17 protein-coding genes and 3 pseudogenes are annotated in these 17,688 nt (G+C 77.6%); 13 read left to right on the forward strand and 7 right to left on the reverse strand.

The window, feature by feature from the left end; translation table 11 throughout:
- Positions 1–9: 9 nt before the first annotated feature.
- Complete coding sequence (gene sepH / locus F1641_RS04650) at positions 10–1,767, reverse strand: septation protein SepH (protein ID WP_194903186.1); 1,758 nt, start codon at positions 1,765–1,767, stop codon at positions 10–12.
- 164 nt (positions 1,768–1,931) lie between these two features.
- Here sepH and F1641_RS04655 point away from each other — a divergent pair, with 164 nt between their 5' ends.
- The 3 genes from F1641_RS04655 (at position 1,932) to F1641_RS04665 (ending at position 4,485) form a co-directional block, all read left to right on the forward strand.
- On the forward strand, positions 1,932–3,104 hold the full coding sequence (locus F1641_RS04655; RefSeq protein ID WP_194903402.1) for a ferrochelatase: 1,173 nt from the start codon (positions 1,932–1,934) through the stop codon (positions 3,102–3,104).
- A complete protein-coding gene (locus F1641_RS04660; protein ID WP_309225390.1) occupies positions 3,101–4,051 on the forward strand; it encodes an inositol monophosphatase family protein in 951 nt (316 codons plus the stop codon). The genes F1641_RS04655 and F1641_RS04660 overlap by 4 nt, the downstream gene beginning before the upstream one ends.
- A 134-nt stretch (positions 4,052–4,185) precedes the next feature.
- Complete coding sequence (locus F1641_RS04665; protein WP_194903187.1) at positions 4,186–4,485, forward strand: DUF4193 domain-containing protein; 300 nt, start codon at positions 4,186–4,188, stop codon at positions 4,483–4,485.
- A gap of 9 nt (positions 4,486–4,494) precedes the next feature.
- Here the strand turns inward: F1641_RS04665 and F1641_RS04670 are convergent, their stop codons facing one another.
- Positions 4,495–5,163 (reverse strand): DUF3093 family protein, encoded by a 669-nt coding sequence (locus tag F1641_RS04670; RefSeq protein WP_194903188.1) that lies wholly within the window; start codon positions 5,161–5,163, stop codon positions 4,495–4,497.
- Positions 5,164–5,295: 132 nt separating this feature from the next.
- Between F1641_RS04670 and dut the strand changes: the two genes are divergently transcribed.
- From dut to F1641_RS04690, 4 genes are read left to right on the forward strand one after another with little or no spacing between them, the layout of a single operon-like run.
- Entirely contained in the window at positions 5,296–5,748 is a 453-nt protein-coding gene (dut, locus tag F1641_RS04675; protein ID WP_206690646.1) for a dUTP diphosphatase, read from the forward strand.
- Positions 5,745–6,497 (forward strand): DUF3710 domain-containing protein, encoded by a 753-nt coding sequence (locus tag F1641_RS04680; protein ID WP_194903190.1) that lies wholly within the window; start codon positions 5,745–5,747, stop codon positions 6,495–6,497. Before dut ends, F1641_RS04680 begins: the two co-directional genes overlap by 4 nt.
- A gap of 56 nt (positions 6,498–6,553) precedes the next feature.
- Positions 6,554–6,943: an OB-fold nucleic acid binding domain-containing protein gene (locus F1641_RS04685; RefSeq protein ID WP_194903191.1), complete on the forward strand. Its 390-nt coding sequence runs from the start codon at positions 6,554–6,556 to the stop codon at positions 6,941–6,943.
- A gap of 8 nt (positions 6,944–6,951) precedes the next feature.
- Positions 6,952–7,737, forward strand: a complete 786-nt coding sequence (locus F1641_RS04690) for a DUF3159 domain-containing protein (protein ID WP_309225391.1) — start codon at positions 6,952–6,954, stop codon at positions 7,735–7,737.
- On the opposite strand, the gene F1641_RS22915 is transcribed toward F1641_RS04690, so the two are convergent.
- Both F1641_RS22915 and F1641_RS23695 read right to left on the reverse strand, forming a co-directional pair.
- On the reverse strand, positions 7,688–8,371 hold the full coding sequence (locus F1641_RS22915; RefSeq protein WP_194903192.1) for a TrkA family potassium uptake protein: 684 nt from the start codon (positions 8,369–8,371) through the stop codon (positions 7,688–7,690). The genes F1641_RS04690 and F1641_RS22915 overlap by 50 nt on opposite strands.
- Positions 8,372–8,452: 81 nt before the next feature.
- Positions 8,453–9,113: pseudogene (locus tag F1641_RS23695) on the reverse strand (potassium channel family protein).
- A 72-nt stretch (positions 9,114–9,185) separates the two neighbouring features.
- On the opposite strand from F1641_RS23695, the gene F1641_RS04705 reads away from it, so the two are divergent.
- The 3 genes from F1641_RS04705 to F1641_RS19710 are packed head-to-tail and all read left to right on the forward strand — an operon-like array spanning position 9,186 to position 12,632.
- Positions 9,186–11,246, forward strand: coding sequence for an APC family permease (locus F1641_RS04705; RefSeq protein ID WP_309225392.1), 2,061 nt, complete (start codon positions 9,186–9,188; stop codon positions 11,244–11,246).
- Positions 11,243–12,286, forward strand: coding sequence for a class I SAM-dependent RNA methyltransferase (locus F1641_RS04710; RefSeq protein WP_206690469.1), 1,044 nt, complete (start codon positions 11,243–11,245; stop codon positions 12,284–12,286). The genes F1641_RS04705 and F1641_RS04710 overlap by 4 nt, the downstream gene beginning before the upstream one ends.
- A complete protein-coding gene (locus F1641_RS19710) occupies positions 12,267–12,632 on the forward strand; it encodes a hypothetical protein (protein ID WP_206690470.1) in 366 nt (121 codons plus the stop codon). Before F1641_RS04710 ends, F1641_RS19710 begins: the two co-directional genes overlap by 20 nt.
- 34 nt (positions 12,633–12,666) lie before the next feature.
- Here the strand turns inward: F1641_RS19710 and F1641_RS23700 are convergent, their stop codons facing one another.
- From F1641_RS23700 to F1641_RS04720, 3 genes and pseudogenes are all read right to left on the reverse strand, one after another.
- Positions 12,667–13,047: an SIP domain-containing protein gene (locus tag F1641_RS23700; protein ID WP_375541462.1), complete on the reverse strand. Its 381-nt coding sequence runs from the start codon at positions 13,045–13,047 to the stop codon at positions 12,667–12,669.
- An 83-nt stretch (positions 13,048–13,130) separates the two neighbouring features.
- A pseudogene (locus F1641_RS23705) lies at positions 13,131–13,502 on the reverse strand (siderophore-interacting protein); the annotation flags it as partial.
- A 44-nt stretch (positions 13,503–13,546) separates the two neighbouring features.
- A pseudogene (locus tag F1641_RS04720) lies at positions 13,547–14,591 on the reverse strand (iron-siderophore ABC transporter substrate-binding protein).
- A 107-nt stretch (positions 14,592–14,698) separates the two neighbouring features.
- Here F1641_RS04720 and F1641_RS04725 point away from each other — a divergent pair.
- From F1641_RS04725 to F1641_RS04735, 3 genes are read left to right on the forward strand one after another with little or no spacing between them, the layout of a single operon-like run.
- Complete coding sequence (locus F1641_RS04725) at positions 14,699–15,712, forward strand: iron ABC transporter permease (protein WP_194903194.1); 1,014 nt, start codon at positions 14,699–14,701, stop codon at positions 15,710–15,712.
- Positions 15,709–16,821 (forward strand): iron chelate uptake ABC transporter family permease subunit, encoded by a 1,113-nt coding sequence (locus F1641_RS04730; protein WP_194903195.1) that lies wholly within the window; start codon positions 15,709–15,711, stop codon positions 16,819–16,821. Before F1641_RS04725 ends, F1641_RS04730 begins: the two co-directional genes overlap by 4 nt.
- The gene (locus F1641_RS04735; RefSeq protein WP_194903196.1) at positions 16,818–17,615 is read left to right on the forward strand and encodes an ABC transporter ATP-binding protein; all 798 of its coding nucleotides are present in this window, start codon (positions 16,818–16,820) and stop codon (positions 17,613–17,615) included. Before F1641_RS04730 ends, F1641_RS04735 begins: the two co-directional genes overlap by 4 nt.
- The last annotated feature ends 73 nt before the right edge of the window (positions 17,616–17,688 follow it).

Below are 17,688 nucleotides of genomic sequence, written 5' to 3' on the forward strand. Positions count from 1 at the left end.
GGCGCCGCGTCAGTCGCGGCGGGGCGCGCCGAAGACGATCTCGTCCCAGCTGGGCACGCTGCGGCGGCGCTTGGCGGGCTGCTCGGACGGGTCGTCGCCGTCGTGCTCGGCCTCCTGGGCCCCCGGAGCCCCGTCGGCCCGGTCAGCGCGGTCGGCCCGGTCAGCGCGGGCCGCGGGCTGTTCGGCCTCCTCCGCCGCGCGGCGCTCGCGCCGGCTCAGCGGGGCGGAGGCCTCCTCGCGGGGGGCGTCGCCGGCGTCGGTGCCGCCCGGGCGGGCCGGGGCCGGCGTGCGCGCAGGGGTCCCGCTGTCGCGGGCGGCGGGCGGCGGCGCGGCGCTGAGGGTGCGCACCGGCGCCACCGGGGTAGCGGGGGGCCGGGGGCTCGTCGCGACGGGCTCGGTGGGCGGGGGCGCCGGGACGAGGCCCAGCGGGGCGCGGGCGGGGGAGGGCGCAGTCCCCTCCCCGGGGGCCGGGGCGTCGGAGCGCCCGTCGGCGGCGTCGTCGTCACGAGCGCCGTCGTCGTCGGCAGGTCCGCCCAGGGACAGGCCCCGGGGCGGGGTGACCATGCGCAGGCGGGCGCGGGCGCGGTCGACCTCCTCCTGCAGCTCCTCCGAGCCGGGGTGCGAGCCCGGGGGGAGGTCGAGCAGGGCGTTCAGCAGGTCGTCGTCCTCCTCGTCGTCGTCCCACGGGTTGCCGTCGGGGTCGAGGTCGAGGGGCACCCGGCGGCCGCGCCGGTCGCGCAGCGCGTCGAGCAGCTCCAGGGTGCGCGAGGCCAGGTCGTCGGGGCCGTCCGCGGCGCCCTCGGCCTCGTCAGCGCCGTCGGTGTCGTCACCCGCCGCCGAGGGCGCCTCGGGGGCCGCGCCGCCGCCCGCGCCGACGAGCGGCGCCGCGGGGCGCTGCTCACCGGACGGCGAGGCGGGCTGCCGCTCGGACGGGGCGGGAGCCCGGTCGTCGCGGCGGTCGTCGCGGTGCTCCTCGTGGCGGGCGTCCCACCGGTCCACCGGAGCGCCCCGCCCGGTGGGGGTGTCGGGCTCGTCACCGGGCTCGTCACCGGGCACGGCGAGCGCCGGCAGCCCGTCGACGCCGCCGTCGTCGGTCTCGACGTCGTAGACGCGCACCGCGGCGAGGCGGCGGCCGGTGGGGTCGTCGGAGGGGGCGGTGAGCCAGCGGGCCTCGTCGTCGAGGGGCTCCAGGACGCGGGAGGACGGCGCGAAGGACCACTGGGCGGAGCGGTCGCGCCCGGCGGCGCGGAAGGCCACCTGGACCGCCCAGCCGCCGTCGCGGCGCCAGGCGTCCCACGCGGCGGAGGCCGGGTCGGCGCCGCGGGCGAGCAGCCGGGTGCGGACGGCGTCCTCGAGGGTCAGGCGGCCGGGGCCGCCGCGGACGACGGCGAGGCGCGCGAGGCTGGCGACGTGCGCCCGCTCGGCGAGCACGGGCCCCTCGTAGCGGCGCACCTGCTCGATCGGGACGCCGGCGTCGGCGGCGACGTCGGAGGCCGTCTCGCCGGCCCGGATCCGGGCCTGGATGTCGCGGGGGCGCAGCGGCTCGCTGACCGCGGGCAGCGGAGCGGAGGCGGGGCCGGCGCTGCGCACGGCGGCCCGCAGGCGGCCGTCGACGGGCAGGCGGACGGTGCTCCCGTCGGGTGCGCGGAGCAGCAGCACCGACGGGTCGGAGGGGTCGGCCCCCACCAGCGACACCTCGACGGCGCCGGCGGACCCGCCGACCCCGGCGGCGGCGCCCCCGCGGGCGTCCTCCAGCCCCTCGCGCACACGGCCTCCTCGTCTCTGCGCCGCTCGCACCCGGCGCACGGCGGTGCCGCAGCACCCGCCGCGAACCGAAGCAGCCAGGGTGCCACCCGCGCTCCCCGCCCGTCGAGGCGCCGCGTCGGACGCGCCGCGCCCCGCCGGGCGTCGGAGGGCAAGATGTCCGGGTGATCCCCGAGAGCGCCGCCCCCGCCGCGCCCGCACCCCTGCTCGCGCCCTACGACGCCCTGGTCCTGCTCTCCTTCGGGGGACCCGAGGGCCCCGACGACGTGGTCCCGTTCCTGGAGAACGTCACCCGCGGCCGCGGCATCCCCCGCGAGCGCCTGGTGGAGGTGGGCGAGCACTACTTCGCCTTCGGCGGGCGCAGCCCGATCAACGAGCAGAACCTCGAGCTGCTGGCCGCGCTGCGCGCCGAGCTGGCCGCCCGCGGCGCGGGCGACCTCCCGGTCCACTGGGGCAACCGCAACTGGGACCCGTACCTCACCGACGCGCTGCGCGAGGCCCACGAGGCCGGCGCCCGCCGGGTGCTGGTGCTCACCACCAGCGCCTACGCGTCGTACTCGGGGTGCCGCCAGTACCGCGAGGACGTCGCCGCCTCCCTCATCGCCCTGGCCGGCGAGGGCCGGCGCCTGCTGGCCGACAAGGTCCGCCACTACTTCAACGCGCCCGGCTTCGTGCAGGCCAACACCGACGCCGTGCTGGCCGCCCTGGCCGAGCTCGACGACGACGTCCGCGACGGCGCCCACCTCGTCTTCACCACGCACTCCATCCCCGACGCGATGGCCGCCGCGGCGGGCCCCGACGGGCACGCCTACGAGCGCCAGCACGAGTCGGTCGTCGCCGAGGTGACCCGCCGCGTGGCCGAGGTCACCGGCGTGGAGCACCCCAGCGCCCTCGTCTACTGCTCGCGCTCGGGCCCGCCGACCCAGCCCTGGCTGGAGCCCGACGTCAACGACCACCTCACCGCGCTGCGGGAGCGGGGTGCGGCGTCCGCGGTGGTCGCCCCCATCGGGTTCATCAGCGACCACATGGAGGTCAAGTACGACCTCGACACCGAGGCCGCCGAGACCGCCGCGGAGATCGGTCTGCCGTTCGCCCGCGCCGCGACGGCGGGGGTGCACACCGCCTTCGTCACCGCGCTGGTCGACCTGGTGCTGGAGCGCGCCGCCGCCGAGCGGGGCGAGGGCCCCCAGCGGGCCGCCACGGGCTCCCTGGGGCCCAGCCACGACGTGTGCCCCGTGGGGTGCTGCGCCAACCTGCGCGCTCCCGACCGCCCGGCGGCGTGCGGGCTGGACTGGGTCGACCCGCCCACCAGCGCCCCGGCGACCGCCACAGCCCCGTGAGCCCCGCCGGCGGGCCCAGCGGCGGCCCCGGCGCCGACCCGGGCGCCGGCCTGGGCGCGGAGGAGCTGGCGCGCCTCGGCGAGCTCGCCGAGCGAGCGGCCCGGGCCGCCGGCGAGCTGGTGCTGCGCGGACGGGCCGAGCACGGCGGCGTCACCGCGACCAAGTCGAGCCGCACCGACGTGGTGACCGCCATGGACACCGCCTCCGAGGAGCTGCTGCGCTCGCTGCTGCTGGCGGAGCGCCCCGGCGACGCCGTCCTGGGGGAGGAGGGCGGCGCGTCCTCGGGCGCGCCCGCGGGTGGGGGTGCGACCGGCCTGACGTGGGTGCTCGACCCCATCGACGGGACCGTCAACTACGTCTACGGCATCCCCGCCTACGCGGTGAGCGTCGCGGTGGTGGCGGGCCCGCCGGAGCCGCCGCACTGGCAGCCGCTGGCGGGGTGCGTGCACAACCCGGTCACGGGCGAGACCTGGACGGCCGTGCTCGGCGCGGGGGCGCGGCTCGACGGCGCGCCGCTGAGCGGGCCCGGTGCTCCGCCGCTGGCGGAGGCGCTGGTGGGCACGGGGTTCGGGTACACCGCGCAGCGCCGGGCCGAGCAGGCCGCCGTCGTCGCCGACCTGCTGCCGCGGGTCCGCGACGTGCGCCGCATCGGCTCGGCCGCCCTCGACCTGTGCGCCGTCGCCAGCGGCCGCCTCGACGCCTTCTACGAGCGGGGCCTGAACCCGTGGGACGCCGCTGCGGGCTGGCTGGTGGCCGCCGAGGCCGGAGCCGTCCTCGTGGGGCTCGACGGCACGGCCGGCCGGGGCGCGAGCCGCGACATGCTGGTGGCCGCCGCGCCCGCCCTGGCCGACGAGCTGGCCGCGGCGCTCACCGCCGCCAGCCGCTCCGGGGGCCCGCCCGCGGAGCCCGCTGACGGCTCCGGCGGCGGCCCCGCCGAGCAGCGCTGAGGTCCGTAGGGCATCATCCACGCGCAGCCGGGCATGCCAGCACCGGCTGGGGCGTTGCACCAGCACCGCCCGCCCCACGGCCGGGCCGGCCCAGACCACCAGCCAGACCACCAGCCAGATCCGGAGCTGCCACGATGGCGACCGACTACGACGCACCGCGCAAGACCGACGACGAGCTGTCCGAGGACTCGATCGAGGAGCTGAAGGCCCGCCGCAACGAGCCCAGCACCGCCTCGGTCGACGAGGACGAGACCGAGGCCGCCGAGGGCTTCGAGCTGCCGGGCGCAGACCTGTCCGGCGAGGAGCTCTCGGTGCGCGTCCTGCCCCGGCAGGCCGACGAGTTCATGTGCTCCCAGTGCTTCCTGGTGCACCACCGCAGCCAGCTGGCCAGCGACTCCGGCGGACAGCTCGTCTGCACGGAGTGCGCCGCCTGACGCGAGCGCTCAGCGCCCTTCCGCGCCCCGCTCGGAGCCCAGCTCCGGGTGGGGCGTCGTGCTGTCCGGGCCGCCGCGGAGCCCGGCGGTCCGCTGCTGCGCCGCCCGGGCCAGCGCCGCGGCCTCGTCGCGGGCGCTGCTGGCGGGCCGGTGGACCGGCACCGGCCCGACGACGCCGTGCTCCGCCAGCACCGCCACCAGCTCCTCGGGGCGCCGCGTGGAGAACACCCACGACGGCGTGGGGTCGGCGGGGTCGCCGAGCGCGACCGCGACCACCGGGTCGACCCAGCCGCGCACCCACAGGTGGCTCCGCCCGTCCAGGAACGGGCCGCGCAGGCCCTGGGCCTCCTCGCCCCGGGCGGCGACGGCGCCGGTGAGGTGCTCCACCCCGATCGAGGCGCGCGCCACCCGGAGGACGCCCTCGGGCGACAGGGAGACCACCGTGCTGGCGGAGACCATGACGGCGACGACGACGGCGGCGAGCACGACGCCGCCGACGGCGGCCCACGCCGGGCCGCCGACGTAGCCGGTCGCCGCGCCGAAGGCCCCGGCGAGGGGCACCAGCAGCCAGGTCGCCGCCGACGGCCACAGCCGCTCGGAGAAGGCGCGCGGCGAGCGGCCGCCGGGACCGCCGCTGGGACCGCCGCCGGGACCGCTGTGAGGTGCTGCCTGGGCCACCCCGCCAGCCTCCCACGTCGCTCGGGCGCCTACTCTCCTCGCGTGTCTGGTCGCGGAGCGCAGTCAGGGGCGGAGCTCCCGGCGTCCGCCCCCGCGGGTCCGGACAGCGGTGCCGAGGAGCTCGAGGTCCCCCTGCAGGTGCTCGACCCCGGGCTGCCGCTGCCCTCCTACGCCCACCCCGGCGACGCCGGCGCCGACCTGCGCGCCGCCGCCGACGCGCTCATCGCCCCCGGCGCGCGCGCCACGGTGCCCACCGGCGTCGCCGTCGCGGTGCCGCAGGGGTGGGCCGCGTTCGTGCACCCCCGCTCCGGGCTCGCGGCCCGCCACGGCGTGACCGTGCTGAACGGCCCCGGCACCGTCGACGCGGGCTACCGCGGCGAGGTGCGCGTGACGCTGCTCAACACCGACCTCGAGCAGCCCTTCCAGGTGCGCCGGGGCGACCGCATCGCCCAGCTCGTGCTCCAGCGGGTCGCCCGCGCCCGCTTCACCACCACCACCGCCCTCGACACCACGGAGCGCGGAGCCGGGGGCCACGGCTCGACCGGCGGCTGGGACGCGCCCACCACCACGGAGGTCCCACGATGAGCCTGTTCCGCCGACGCCCGGCCGCCGAGACCGGGGCCGACGAGGCCGCCGAGGGCGCCTCCGGCGTGCAGGACGCCCCCGCCGCGGCGGAGGCGGCCGCCGCCCCGGCGCCCGCCGGCCTGTCGCCGCGCCCGCAGGGCCCCTTCGACGTCACCGAGGTGACCGACGAGGTGCACCGCGTCGACCTCGGCGCGCTGCGCGTGCCCGGCGTGCCCGGCATGGAGCTGCGCCTGGAGGTCGAGGACGGCTCGCGCCGCGTCATCGCCGTCACCGTGGCCCTGGCCGGCTCGACCGCGCAGTTCCAGGCCTTCGCCGCGCCCCGCACCCAGGGCATCTGGGCCGAGGTGCGCGGCGAGATCGCCGCGTCGCTGGCCGGCGCCGGCGGGGCCACCCAGGAGGTGCCCGGGCCCTACGGCACCGAGCTGCTGGCGCGCGTGCCGGCGCAGGCGCCCGACGGCACCCCCGGGACGGCGCCGGCGCGCTTCGTGGGCGTCGACGGGCCGCGGTGGTTCCTGCGGGCGGTCTTCTCGGGCCCCGCCGCGGTCGACTCCGAGGCCGCGGTCCCGCTGGAGGCGCTGCTGCGCTCCCTCGTGGTCGTCCGCGGCGGCGAGGCCATGGCCCCCCGCGACCTGCTGCCGCTGCAGCTGCCGCAGGGCCAGCCCCCGCTGCCCGCCCCGCCGCAGGCGGCGGCCCAGCCCGGCGCCCAGCCCGAGGGCCAGCCCGACGGCCAGCCCGGCCCCCAGGTCTGAGGGCCGCCCGAGGGACCCGGGCACGCGCACCCGCGCGAGCGCCTACCCTCGAGCACATGAGTCCGCTGAGTGCCACTCGGAACCCCCTGCGACGCGCCCTGGCGCGGCTGTCGGCGGGCAACGAGCAGCTGCTGGCCGAGGACGCCCAGGAGCGGGCTGCCGCCATGGGGGGCACGCCCTGCGCCTCCCTGTCGGGCCGCCGCCGCGCCAGCGTCTCCGGGACGCTGCGCACGGTGACCCTGCGCCCGCGCGCCGGGGTGCCCGCCCTCGTCGCCGAGCTCTTCGACGGCACCGGCACCCTCACGGTGATCTGGCTGGGCCGCCGCGAGATCCCGGGCATCGTGCCGGGCGCGGCCGTGCGGGTGGAGGGGTTCGTCGGCTGCGACGACGGCACCAAGACGCTGTACAACCCGCGCTACGAGATCGTCCCCGCCCCGGTCGCCTGAGCCCTGCGGTGAGCCCCTCGACGAGCTCGTCCCCCGACGTCCCGCGCCCCGGCCTGGGCCGCGTCGCCACCGCCGACAGGTTCTCGCTGTCCGACGCGATCGGCGGCCCCCGCGGCGTGGTCGAGGCGGTGCTGCCCGGTCTCGTGTTCGTCGTCACCATCACCGCCACCCGGTCGCTGGCCTGGGCCGGCGGCCTCGCCCTCGGCGTCGCCGCGGTCGCCTCGGTGGCGCGGCTGGTCTCGCGCCAGCCCCTCCAGCAGGCGCTGGCCGGCGCGGTCGGCGTCGGCATCTGCGCGCTGACCGCGTGGCGCACCGGCGACGCCGCCGACTTCTACTGGTGGGGGCTGCTGCTCAACGCCGTCTACGCGGTGGTGCTCGCCGTCTCGACGCTCCCGCTGCCCAAGGCCGGTCCGCTGCCCGGCGGGCCGCTGCCCGTGACCGGGCTCCTGGTGGCCGCCGCGACCGGCGGCGGGAGCGCCTGGCGCACCGACCCCGCCCAGCTGCGGCTGCACCAGCGGCTGACCTGGATGTGGGTGGGGCTGTTCGCGCTGCGCCTCGCGGTGCAGACGCCCCTGTACCTCGCGGGTGCGGTGACGGCGCTGGGCGTGGCCCGCCTGGCGATGGGGATCCCGCTGTTCGCGGCCGCTGCGTGGGTGACGTGGCTCGCGCTGCGCCGGGTCGGCCCCGGCCCCGACGCCAGCGACGCCGACGCCGCCGACGGCGACGGCGACGGCGACCCCGGGGTCAGCCGGCCGCAGGACCGGTCGGGCCCGGAGGCACCAGCAGCTCCTTGAGGTCGGCCTCGCTGTCCTGCACCGTGAGCAGGAGCAGCTGGTCGCGGCCCTCGAGGGCGTCGTCGGGTGACGGCGCGATCGGCCGGCCGCTGCGGATGATGCCGACGAGCACCGTGTCGAGCGGCCAGGCGACGTCGCCGACGCGGGTGCCGGCCAGCGGCGAGGACGCCGGCAGCGTCAGCTCCACCATGGCGGCCCCGCCCTGCTGGAACGTGAACATCCTCACGAGGTCGCCGATCGAGACGGCCTCCTCGACGAGCGCCGTCATGAGCCGCGGCGTCGAGACGGCGACGTCGACGCCCCACGCCTCGTCGAACATCCACTCGTTCTTGGGGTTGTTCACGCGCGCCACCGTGCGGGGCACCCCGTACTCGGTCTTGGCGAGCAGGCTGGTGACGAGGTTGGCCTTGTCGTCACCGGTCGCGGCGACGACGACGTCGGCGGTGTCGAGCGCCGCCTCCGACAGGGTCGAGGTCTCGCAGGAGTCGGCCAGGAGCCAGTCGGCCTCCGGCACGGACTGCATCTTCATGGCCCGCGGGTCGCGGTCGACCAGGAGCACCTGGTGCCCGTTGCCCAGCAGCTCGCGGGCGATGGAGCGCCCCACGCTGCCGGCTCCGGCGATCACGACGCGCACGAGGGCCTCCGGGGGGTCTGGGGGAGCTGGTGGGGCGGGGTGTCCGCTGGCGGCGGGGACGACGGGGGCTGCGCCACGGCGTCAGTCCTGCGCCGGGGGGTGCCCGAGGGAGCGCTCGACGGCGTCGAGCTCGCCCACGGGGGCCAGGACGAAGAGCTGGTCGCCGTCCTGGTGGACCGTGTCCGGCCCGGGCAGCAGGGCCCGGCCCAGGCGCACCAGGTAGGCCACGCGGGCGCCCGTGGCGGCCTCGAGGTGGGTCAGGCGGGTGCCCACCCACCCCGGGTGCACCGCGGTCTGCGCCAGCGAGACGGCGCCGGTGGCGTCGGTGAACTCGCTCTTGGCGCCCTGCGGGAGGATCCGGCGCAGCACCTGGTCCGCGGCCCACGGCACCGTGGCCACCGTGGGGATGCCGAGGCGCTCGTAGACCTCCGCGCGGCCCGGGTCGTAGATGCGGGCGACGACGTTGGTCACGCCGAACGTCTCCCGCGCCACGCGGGCGGCGAGGATGTTGGAGTTGTCACCGCTGCCTGACCGCGGCGAACGCGTCGGCCTGCTCGATGCCGGCCTCGGCGAGGGTGTCGCGGTCGAAGCCGATCCCGGTGACCCGCAGGCCGTCGAAGGCCCCCAGCCGCCGGAACGCGTCGGGGTTCTGGTCGACCACCGTCACCTGGTGGCCCAGCGCGTCGAGGCGCAGCGCCAGCGCGGACCCGACGCGGCCGCAGCCCATGATGACCACTCGCACGGCTGCGAACCTACAGGCGGACCGCGCCGCGGTGCGCGCCCGCACCGCCAGCGCGACCTACCATCGTCGCTCGTGCCCATCACGGATGCGGTGAAGCGACTGCTCGTCGGTCGTCCCGTGCGCAGCGACAAGCTCGGCGAGACGCTGCTGCCCAAGCGCATCGCGCTGCCGGTGTTCGCCTCCGACGCCCTCAGCTCGGTCGCCTACGCCCCCGACGAGATCCTCCTGACGCTCGCGATCGCGGGCACCGGGGCCTACCTGCTCTCGCCCTGGGTGGCGCTCGCGGTGGTGCTGGTGCTCGTCGTCGTCGTCTCCTCCTACCGGCAGAACGTGCACGCCTACCCCTCGGGCGGCGGCGACTACGAGGTGGTCACCACCAACCTCGGGCGCACCGGCGGCGTCACGGTCGGCGCGGCCCTGCTGTGCGACTACACGCTCACCGTCGCGGTGTCGGTCTCCTCGGGGGCCCAGTACGCCGCCGCCGCGCTGCCCTTCCTCAACGGGCACGAGGTGCTGCTGGCGGTGGGCCTCGTCGTCGTCCTCACCACGCTCAACCTGCGCGGGGTGCGCGAGTCGGGCTCGGCGTTCGCCATCCCCACGTACGTCTTCATGGCCGCCATCGGGGCGATGGCCGTGGTGGGCGGGGTCCGCTGGGCCCTGGGCGAGCTCCCGGCCGCCGAGAGCGCCGGGCTGGGCCTCGTCGCCGAGCCGGGCTACGAGGCGGGCCTGACGGGCCTGGGCGGGGCGCTGCTGCTGGCCCGGGCGTTCTCCTCGGGCTGCGCCGCCCTCACCGGCGTCGAGGCCATCAGCAACGGCGTGCCGGCCTTCCGCAAGCCCAAGAGCCAGAACGCCGCCACCACGCTCGCGCTGCTCGGCGGCATCAGCATCGTCATGCTGTTCGCGATCATCCTGCTGGCCCGCGCGACCCACGTGCAGTTCGCCGAGGACCCGGCCACCCAGCTGATCCGCGACGGCGCGCCCGTGGGCGACTCCTACGTGCAGGACCCGGTGATCGGGCAGATCGCTCAGTCGGTGTTCGCGGGCTTCGCGCCGGCGTTCTTCGTGGTGACCGCGGCCACCGGCGTCATCCTCGTGCTCGCGGCCAACACGGCGTTCAACGGCTTCCCGGTGCTGGCCTCGATCCTCGCCCGCGACGGGTTCCTGCCCCGCCAGCTGCACACCCGCGGCGACCGCCTCGCCTTCAGCAACGGGATCATCGCGCTGGCGGCCGTGGCCGTGGTGCTCATCGTCTCCTTCGACGCCCAGGTCACCCGCCTCATCCAGCTCTACGTCGTCGGCGTCTTCATCTCCTTCACCATGAGCCAGACCGGCATGGTCAAGCACTGGACGCGCCTGCTGGCGGGCGAGACCGACCCCCGCGAGCGCACCCGCATGCGCCGGTCGCGGGTCATCAACGGCGTCGGCGTCGCGATGACCGGCTCGGTGCTGGTGATCGTGCTGATCACCAAGTTCACCCACGGCGCCTGGATCACCCTGCTCGGCATGGCCGTGCTGTTCGTGGTGATGCGGGCGATCCGCAAGCACTACGACCGGGTGGCCGAGGAGATGGCCGTGGAGTCGACGCCGGCGGCCAAGGTGCTGCCCTCGCGGGTGCACGCCATCGTGCTGGTCTCCAAGGTGCACCGGCCCACGCTGCGGGCCCTGGCCTACGCCCGGGTGTCGCGGCCCAGCGTGCTGGAGGCCCTCACCGTCGACGTCGACCCCGAGGAGACCGCCGACCTGCAGCGGCGGTGGAACGAGCTCGACCTGCCGGTGCCGCTCAAGGCGCTGGAGTCGCCCTACCGCGAGATCACCCGCCCGATCGTCCAGTACGTTCGCGACCTGCGGCGCGAGTCGCCGCGCGACCTGCTGGTCGTCTACATCCCCGAGTACGTGGTCGGCCACTGGTGGGAGCAGGTGCTCCACAACCAGACCGCGCTGCGGCTCAAGGGGCGGCTGCTGTTCACCCCCGGTGTGGTGGTGGCCAGCGTGCCCTTCCAGCTGAGCTCGTCCGAGGGCGCGGAGGACCGCTGGCGCGGTCCCGCCGCCGGGTCGGTGCGCCAGGGCGCCGTCGCGCGACGACCCGCCGGCCGGCCCGACAGCCCCACCCCCCACGACGGAGGCGACCGATGAGCACCCAGCCCCCCACCCGCACCAGCGGACCGGTCCCCGCCGACTCCTCGCCCGTGGGCCTGGAGGTGGAGGTCGACGTCGGCGCCGTCGCCCACGGCGGGCACTGCGTGGCCCGCCACGAGGGGCGGGTGCTCTTCGTGCGCCACGCCCTGCCCGGCGAGCGCGTGCTCGCCCGCGTCACCGAGGGCGCGCCCCGCGACAGCTACTGGCGCGCGGACGCCGTGCAGGTGCTGCGCGCCTCCGCCGACCGCGTCACCCCGCCCTGCCCGTGGGCCGGCCCCGGGCTCTGCGGCGGCTGCGACTGGCAGCACGCGCGCGTCGAGGCCCAGCGCGGGCTGAAGGCGGCCGTCATCACCGAGCAGCTGGAGCGCCTGGGCGGCGTCGACGTCGCCGCGGTGCCCGGGCTGCTCGGCCGCCCGCTGGAGGTCGAGGCCGTGGACGGCGACGGCGTGGACGTGGAGGCCGGGCTGCGCTGGCGCACCCGGGTCCAGTACGCCGCGGGTCCGGGCGGGCGGCTCGGCCTGCGCGAGCACCGCTCCCACCGCGTGGTGGAGGTCGACGACTGCCGCATCGCCGCGCCCCGCGCCGCCGAGGTCGACCCCCGCGCCACGGCGTGGCCCGGCGCCGAGAGCGTCGAGGTCGTCGCGCCGCAGCCGGGGGAGGACCGCCTGCTCGTGGTGACGCCGCGGCGCTCGGACGCCGGCAGCGGCGGGACCCGGCGGCTGCGCCTGCCCACCCCGCCGGAGGCGTCCTCGCTGGCCGTCGTCGGCGACGAGGGCCTCACCCGCGTCCGCGGGCGCACCTGGGTGGCCCAGGAGGTGGCCCTGCCCCGCGGGCCCCGCTCGTTCCGCGTCACCGGCTCGGGCTTCTGGCAGGTGCACCCCGGCGCCGCGGCGGCGCTCGCGGAGGCCGTCGTCGGCTTCGCGCAGCTGCAGCCGGGGGAGCGGGTCGCCGACCTGTACTCCGGCGCCGGGCTGCTCACCGCCGCCCTGGCGGCCGAGGTGGGGGGAGGACGGCGTGGTGGTGAGCGTCGAGGGTGACGCGCGCGCCGTCGCCGACGCCCGCCGCAACCTGCGCGACCTGCCCCACGTGCGGGTCCAGGCCGGGCGCGTCGACAGGGCGCTGGCCGCGATGGCGGCCGACGGGGAGACCACCGACGTCGTCGTGCTCGACCCGCCCCGGGTCGGTGCCCGCCGCGGCGTGCTGGAGCGGGTGGCGGCCCTGCGGCCCCGCACCGTCGTGCACGTGGCCTGCGACCCGGCCGCGCTCGCGCGCGACGTCGCCGTGCTGGGAGAGCTGGGGTACCGCCTCGAGGGGCTGCGGGCCTTCGACCTGTTCCCGCAGACGCACCACGTCGAGGCCGTCGCGCGGCTCGTGCGGGTCTGACGCGCTCCCCGGGCCGCTCCTCCCGGGCCGCTCCTCAGGAGGCGCGGCGGCGCTTCCCGGGGCGGTCCAGCAGCCAGTAGGGGCAGGCCCGCACCCGTCCCGGCTCCAGTCCTCGGGAGAGCGCGAAGTGCCGGGCCCCCGCCACCGCGCCCGTCTCGCCGACGGCGATCAGGCGCGCGTCGGGGGGCAGGAGCGACGGGTCGGCCTCGACGAGCCGTCGCAGGTGCGCCAGCGCCGCCGCCCCCGACGCCTCGCCGGGGGCCCGCACCACCCAGCGGACGTCGACGTCGGCCGCCGAGCAGGTGGCGCGGGCGTCGTCCGCGCTGGGCACCTCGAGCACCAGGAGCGCCCGGCTGCCGGCCGCGAGGCTGCGGGCGGTGCTCTCGGCCGCCGGGACCCCGGCCTCGTCGGCCAGGAGGACGAGCGGGCCGTCGAGGCGGTGCCCGCGTGCAGGCCCAGGGCCCCGTCGAGGATCGTCCCCTGCTCCAGCAGGCCCGCCCGGTCACCGGCCCGGACGGTGGTGGCCCAGCGGCCCGCGGGCCCGGTCACCGCGCCGTCCGGCCCGGTGTGGACCACGAGGTCGAGGTCGACCTCGCAGACCCCCGTCACCGGGTCGGTGCGCACGGCGCGGAGGGTCTCGTTGCGGATGTCGGCGCGGGTGCCCTCGGGCAGCTCCTTCCACCGGGCGTACCAGCCGGTGGCGGGCCCGTGGGGGAGCACCAGCGGGGCGCCGTCCGCGTCGGGGCGGGGCATGAAGAGCCGCACCCAGGAGTCCCAGCCGCGGTCGGCGAGGGCCGGGCCGCCGTCGTCGACCGCCAGGGTCACCCGCACGTAGCTGTGGCCCACCCGGGAGGTGCGCACGACGCGCACCTCCCGGACCGCGGGCTCAGCCGCCTCCTCGGTGGGCTGGAGGGTCAGGGCGAGACCCGCTCGAGCTCGGGCACCAGCTGCTGCAGGGCGTAGGAGGTGGCGAGGGTGGTGCCGAGGGAGAACGCCGACTGGGTGTCGCCCTCGATGACCAGGGCCCGGCCCTGGGCGACCGCGGGCACGGCGTTCCACGCGGCGTCACCCGTCACCTCGGTGGTGGGGATGAAGATCGGGAAGGCGACGACGACGTCGGCGTCGAGCAGGTCGAGCTGCTCGGTGGAGATGTCGACGCTGAAGCCGCCGCTGTTCGCCGGCAGCGCGGCGACCTGCGGGTTCTGCTCGAAGCCGAGCCCCTCCATGAAGGCGACGCGCCCGCCCAGCTCGTCGTCCTCGCCGCGCTCGATGTAGGCGCCCCAGCCGTTGGAGGTTCTTCGCGGCGACCGTGGCGGTGCGGCCGTCCCACTGCGGGTGCGCGGCGGCGGCGTCCTCGAACTCCTTCTCGAGGGCGTCGACCAGCTGGTCGCCCTCCTCCTCCTTGCCGAGCGCCTCGGACACGAGGTCCATCTGCTGCTCGGTGGTGGTCAGGTAGCTGTCGCCGCCCTCGGGGACGCCGATGGTGGGGGCGATCTGCGAGAGCCGCTCGTAGCGGGCCTGGTCGCCGGAGCTCTTGGTGTCGAGGATGAGGTCGGGCTGCAGGGCCGCGATCGCCTCGTAGGAGGGCTCGAGGGTCTCGATGATCGTCGGCGGGGTCGTGTAGAGCCCCTGCGCCCACGGGCCGACGCCCTCGCCGCCGAAGCCCAGCCAGTCGGAGGCCCCGACGGGCTGGACGCCGAGGGCGAGCGCCGTCTCGGCGTCGCCCCAGCCCAGGGCGACGACGCGCTGCGGGGCGGACTCGACGGTGACCTCGCCGAACTTGGTGTCGACGGTGGCGGGGAAGGCCCCCGCGGCGGCGGAGCTGGCACCGGAGCTGGCCGGAGCGGAGCTCGAGGCGCCGGGCTCGGCGGAGCCGGAGGAGCACCCCGCGAGCAGGACGGCGGCGGCGGAGATCAGGACGGGGGAGACGAGGGCGCGGCGGCGCACGGGGTCCTCCAGGTCGGGGGCTGGTGGTGGCTGGGTCCGGCGGCGGCCGGCGGCCCGGCGAGCGGGGACGGTCGCAGCGACCAGGTGAGGGGAGGCTAACCTCAACCCGTGGTCACGGCATGACGGGGGTGCGACGGCGCCCGGTGGCGCTGCTCGCGCTCGCGGTGCTCCTCGGCGCGTCCGTGGCGCTGAGCCTCGCCGTCGGCTCGCGCCAGATCGGGCTGGGGACCGTCGTCGAGGTCCTGCGGCACCCGGGCGGTGCGCTGGCCGCCACCACCGACGGGTCCGTGGTGCTGACCCAGCGCCTCCCGCGGACGGCGCTCGGCCTGGCCGTGGGCGCCGCGCTCGGCGTGGCCGGGGCCCTCGTGCAGGCGGTCACCCGCAACCCCCTGGCAGACCCGGGGATCCTGGGCGTCACCGCGGGCGCCTCCTTCGCCGCCGCGGTCGCCGTCGGCGTGCTGGGCGCCACCGCGACCGGCGGCGGGGTCTGGGCGGCGCTGCTGGGGGCGCTGCTGGCGGCCGTCGTCGTGCAGCTCATCGGCGCGTCGGGCCGGGGCAAGGGCTCCCCGGTGCAGCTGCTGCTGGCCGGTCTGGCCCTCGGAGCCGTGCTGGCGGGCCTCACCTCGGCGCTGCGCCTGTCCGACCCGGAGACCTTCTCCGCGCTCACCGTCTGGGAGAGCGGCGTCCTCGCCGACCGCGGCTGGGACGGGCTCGCGGCCGTCGCCCCCTTCCTGCTCGCCGGGCTGGTGGTGGCGCTCGTGCTCACCCCGGCCCTCAACGCCATCGCCCTCGGCGACGACCTCGCGGCCGCGCTCGGCGCCCGCGTCTGGCTGGTCCGCGCGTCCGCGGTGCTCGCGGTCACGCTGCTCGCCGGCGGGGCGACGGCGGCCGCCGGCCCGATCGCCTTCGTGGGCCTGATGGTGCCGCACGCGGTGCGCTGGCTGGTCGGCCCCGACCAGCGCTGGGTCGTGGCCACCTGCGCGTTCGCCGCCCCGGTGCTGCTCCTGCTCGCCGACGTGCTCGGCCGCGTCGTCCTGCGCCCGGGCGAGCTGCCCGCCGGCGTGGTGACCGCCGCGCTGGGGGCGCCGGTGCTCGTGGCCCTGGTCCGCCGGTCCCGGGTGAGCGCGCCGTGACCGCCACGACCAGCAGCCGCGCCACGAGGACCACCACGAGGACCGCGGTCCACCGCCTGCCGGTGCTCGGCGCACCGCTGCGCCGCCGCGCGCTCGTGGTGGGTGCGCTCCTGGCCGCCGCGTGCCTCGCCCTCGCCGTCGTCGCGCTCGGCACCGGCGACTACCCGCTCACGCCCCTGCAGGTGGTGCAGGCGGCCCTCGACCCGAGCGCCGGCTTCGCCCGGACGGTCGTGCTCGAGTGGCGGATGCCGCGGGTGCTGGCGGCCCTCGCCTTCGGCGCGGCGCTCGGGGCCTCCGGCGCCGTCTTCCAGTCGCTGACCCGCAACCCCCTCGGCTCGCCCGACGTCATCGGCTTCTCCACCGGCGCGTACACCGGGGCGCTGCTCGTGCTCACGGTCGGCGGCGTCTCGAGCGCCTTCGCCTCCGCCACCGGCTCGGCCACGGGCGCCACCGGCGGGGGAGCGGCGACGACGGCGGGCGCGCTCGCGGGCGGGCTGCTCACCGCGCTGGCCGTGTACGCCCTGGCGCGGGTGCGCGGCGCGGTGCAGGGCTACCGCCTCGTCGTCGTCGGCATCGCCGCGACGGCCGTGCTCCACGCCGCCAACACCTACCTGCTGCTGCGCGCCCAGACCGAGGTGGCGATGGCCGGGGCGGTGTGGGGCGCCGGGTCGCTGTCGACCACCGGCTGGGGCGACCTGACGTGGGCGCTGGGCGCGCTGGTCGTCCTCGTGCCCGCGCTGGCGCTGCTGGCGCCGGCACTGCGGCAGCTGGAGCTGGGCGACGACGCCGCCAGCGCCCACGGGGTGCGCGTGGAGCGCGCCCGGCTGGGCCTGGTCGTGGTGGGGGTCGCGCTGGTGTCGGTGGTGACCGCCAGCAGCGGGCCGATCGCGTTCGTGGCGCTGGCCGCGCCGCAGGTCGCGCGGCTGCTGCTGCGCGGGCCGGGGCTGTCGCTGGTGGGGTCGGCCCTGGTGGGGGCCCTGCTGCTCGTGAGCGCCGACCAGGTCTCGCAGCGGCTGCTGTCGGGGGTGCCGGTGGGCGTGGTCACGGTGGTCGGAGGTGGGGCGTACCTGCTGGTGCTGCTCCTGGTGCGGGCGAGGAGGACGGCGTGAGCGCTCGGCTGGAGGCCCGGGGGGTGCGCCTGGCCTACGAGGGCCGCGTGGTGGCGAGCGACCTGTCGCTGGCGGTGCCCGACGGCTCGTTCACCGTCGTCGTCGGGCCGAACGCGTGCGGCAAGTCGACGCTGCTGCGGGCCTTCTCACGGCTGCTGCGGCCCCAGGCGGGCGCCGTCGTGCTCGACGGGGCAGCCATCGCCAGCTACCGGCCCAAGGAGGCCGCGCGCCGCGTCGGGCTGCTGCCGCAGTCGGCGACCGCGCCCGAGGGCATCACCGTCGGCGACCTGGTGGCCCGCGGCAGGTACCCCCACCAGGGGCTGGTGCGGCAGTGGAGCGCGGCTGACGAGGTCGCCACCACCGACGCGATGCTCGCCACCGGCGTGGAGGAGCTGCGCGACCGCCTGGTCGACGACCTCTCCGGCGGCCAGCGCCAGCGGGTGTGGGTGGCCGTGGCCCTGGCCCAGCAGACCCCGCTGCTGCTGCTCGACGAGCCGACCACCTACCTCGACGTCTCCCACCAGGTCGAGCTGCTCGACCTCTTCGCCGACCTCCACGAGGCGGGGACGACGGTGGTGGCCGTCCTGCACGACCTCAACCACGCCGCGCGCTACGCGACGCACCTCGTGGTGATGAAGGACGGCGCGGTGGTGACCGCGGGCGCTCCCGCGCAGGTGCTGACGGCCCAGCTCGTCGAGGACGTCTACGGCCTGGCCTGCGTCGTCGTGCCCGACCCGGTGACCGGGACGCCGATGGTGGTGCCCCGGGGCAGGGAGTCGCGCCGCCCCCGCTGACCCGCGCGGCCGGTGGCCGTTGACCCGACGAGGTATCTTGAGCTCAAGGTACTTCAGTCGGTCATGCCCGGTG

Origin of the sequence: Quadrisphaera sp. INWT6, assembly GCF_015390235.1 — a bacterium.
Lineage (GTDB): Bacteria > Actinomycetota > Actinomycetes > Actinomycetales > Quadrisphaeraceae > Quadrisphaera.

Coding starts and splice junctions, on each gene's coding strand:
- F1641_RS04665 (WP_194903187.1), top strand. CDS start 4,186: ATGGCGACCGACTACGACGCACCGCGCAAGACCGACGACGAGCTGTCC.
- F1641_RS04680 (WP_194903190.1), top strand. CDS start 5,745: ATGAGCCTGTTCCGCCGACGCCCGGCCGCCGAGACCGGGGCCGACGAG.
- F1641_RS04685 (WP_194903191.1), top strand. CDS start 6,554: ATGAGTCCGCTGAGTGCCACTCGGAACCCCCTGCGACGCGCCCTGGCG.
- F1641_RS04710 (WP_206690469.1), top strand. CDS start 11,243: ATGAGCACCCAGCCCCCCACCCGCACCAGCGGACCGGTCCCCGCCGAC.
- F1641_RS04725 (WP_194903194.1), top strand. CDS start 14,699: ATGACGGGGGTGCGACGGCGCCCGGTGGCGCTGCTCGCGCTCGCGGTG.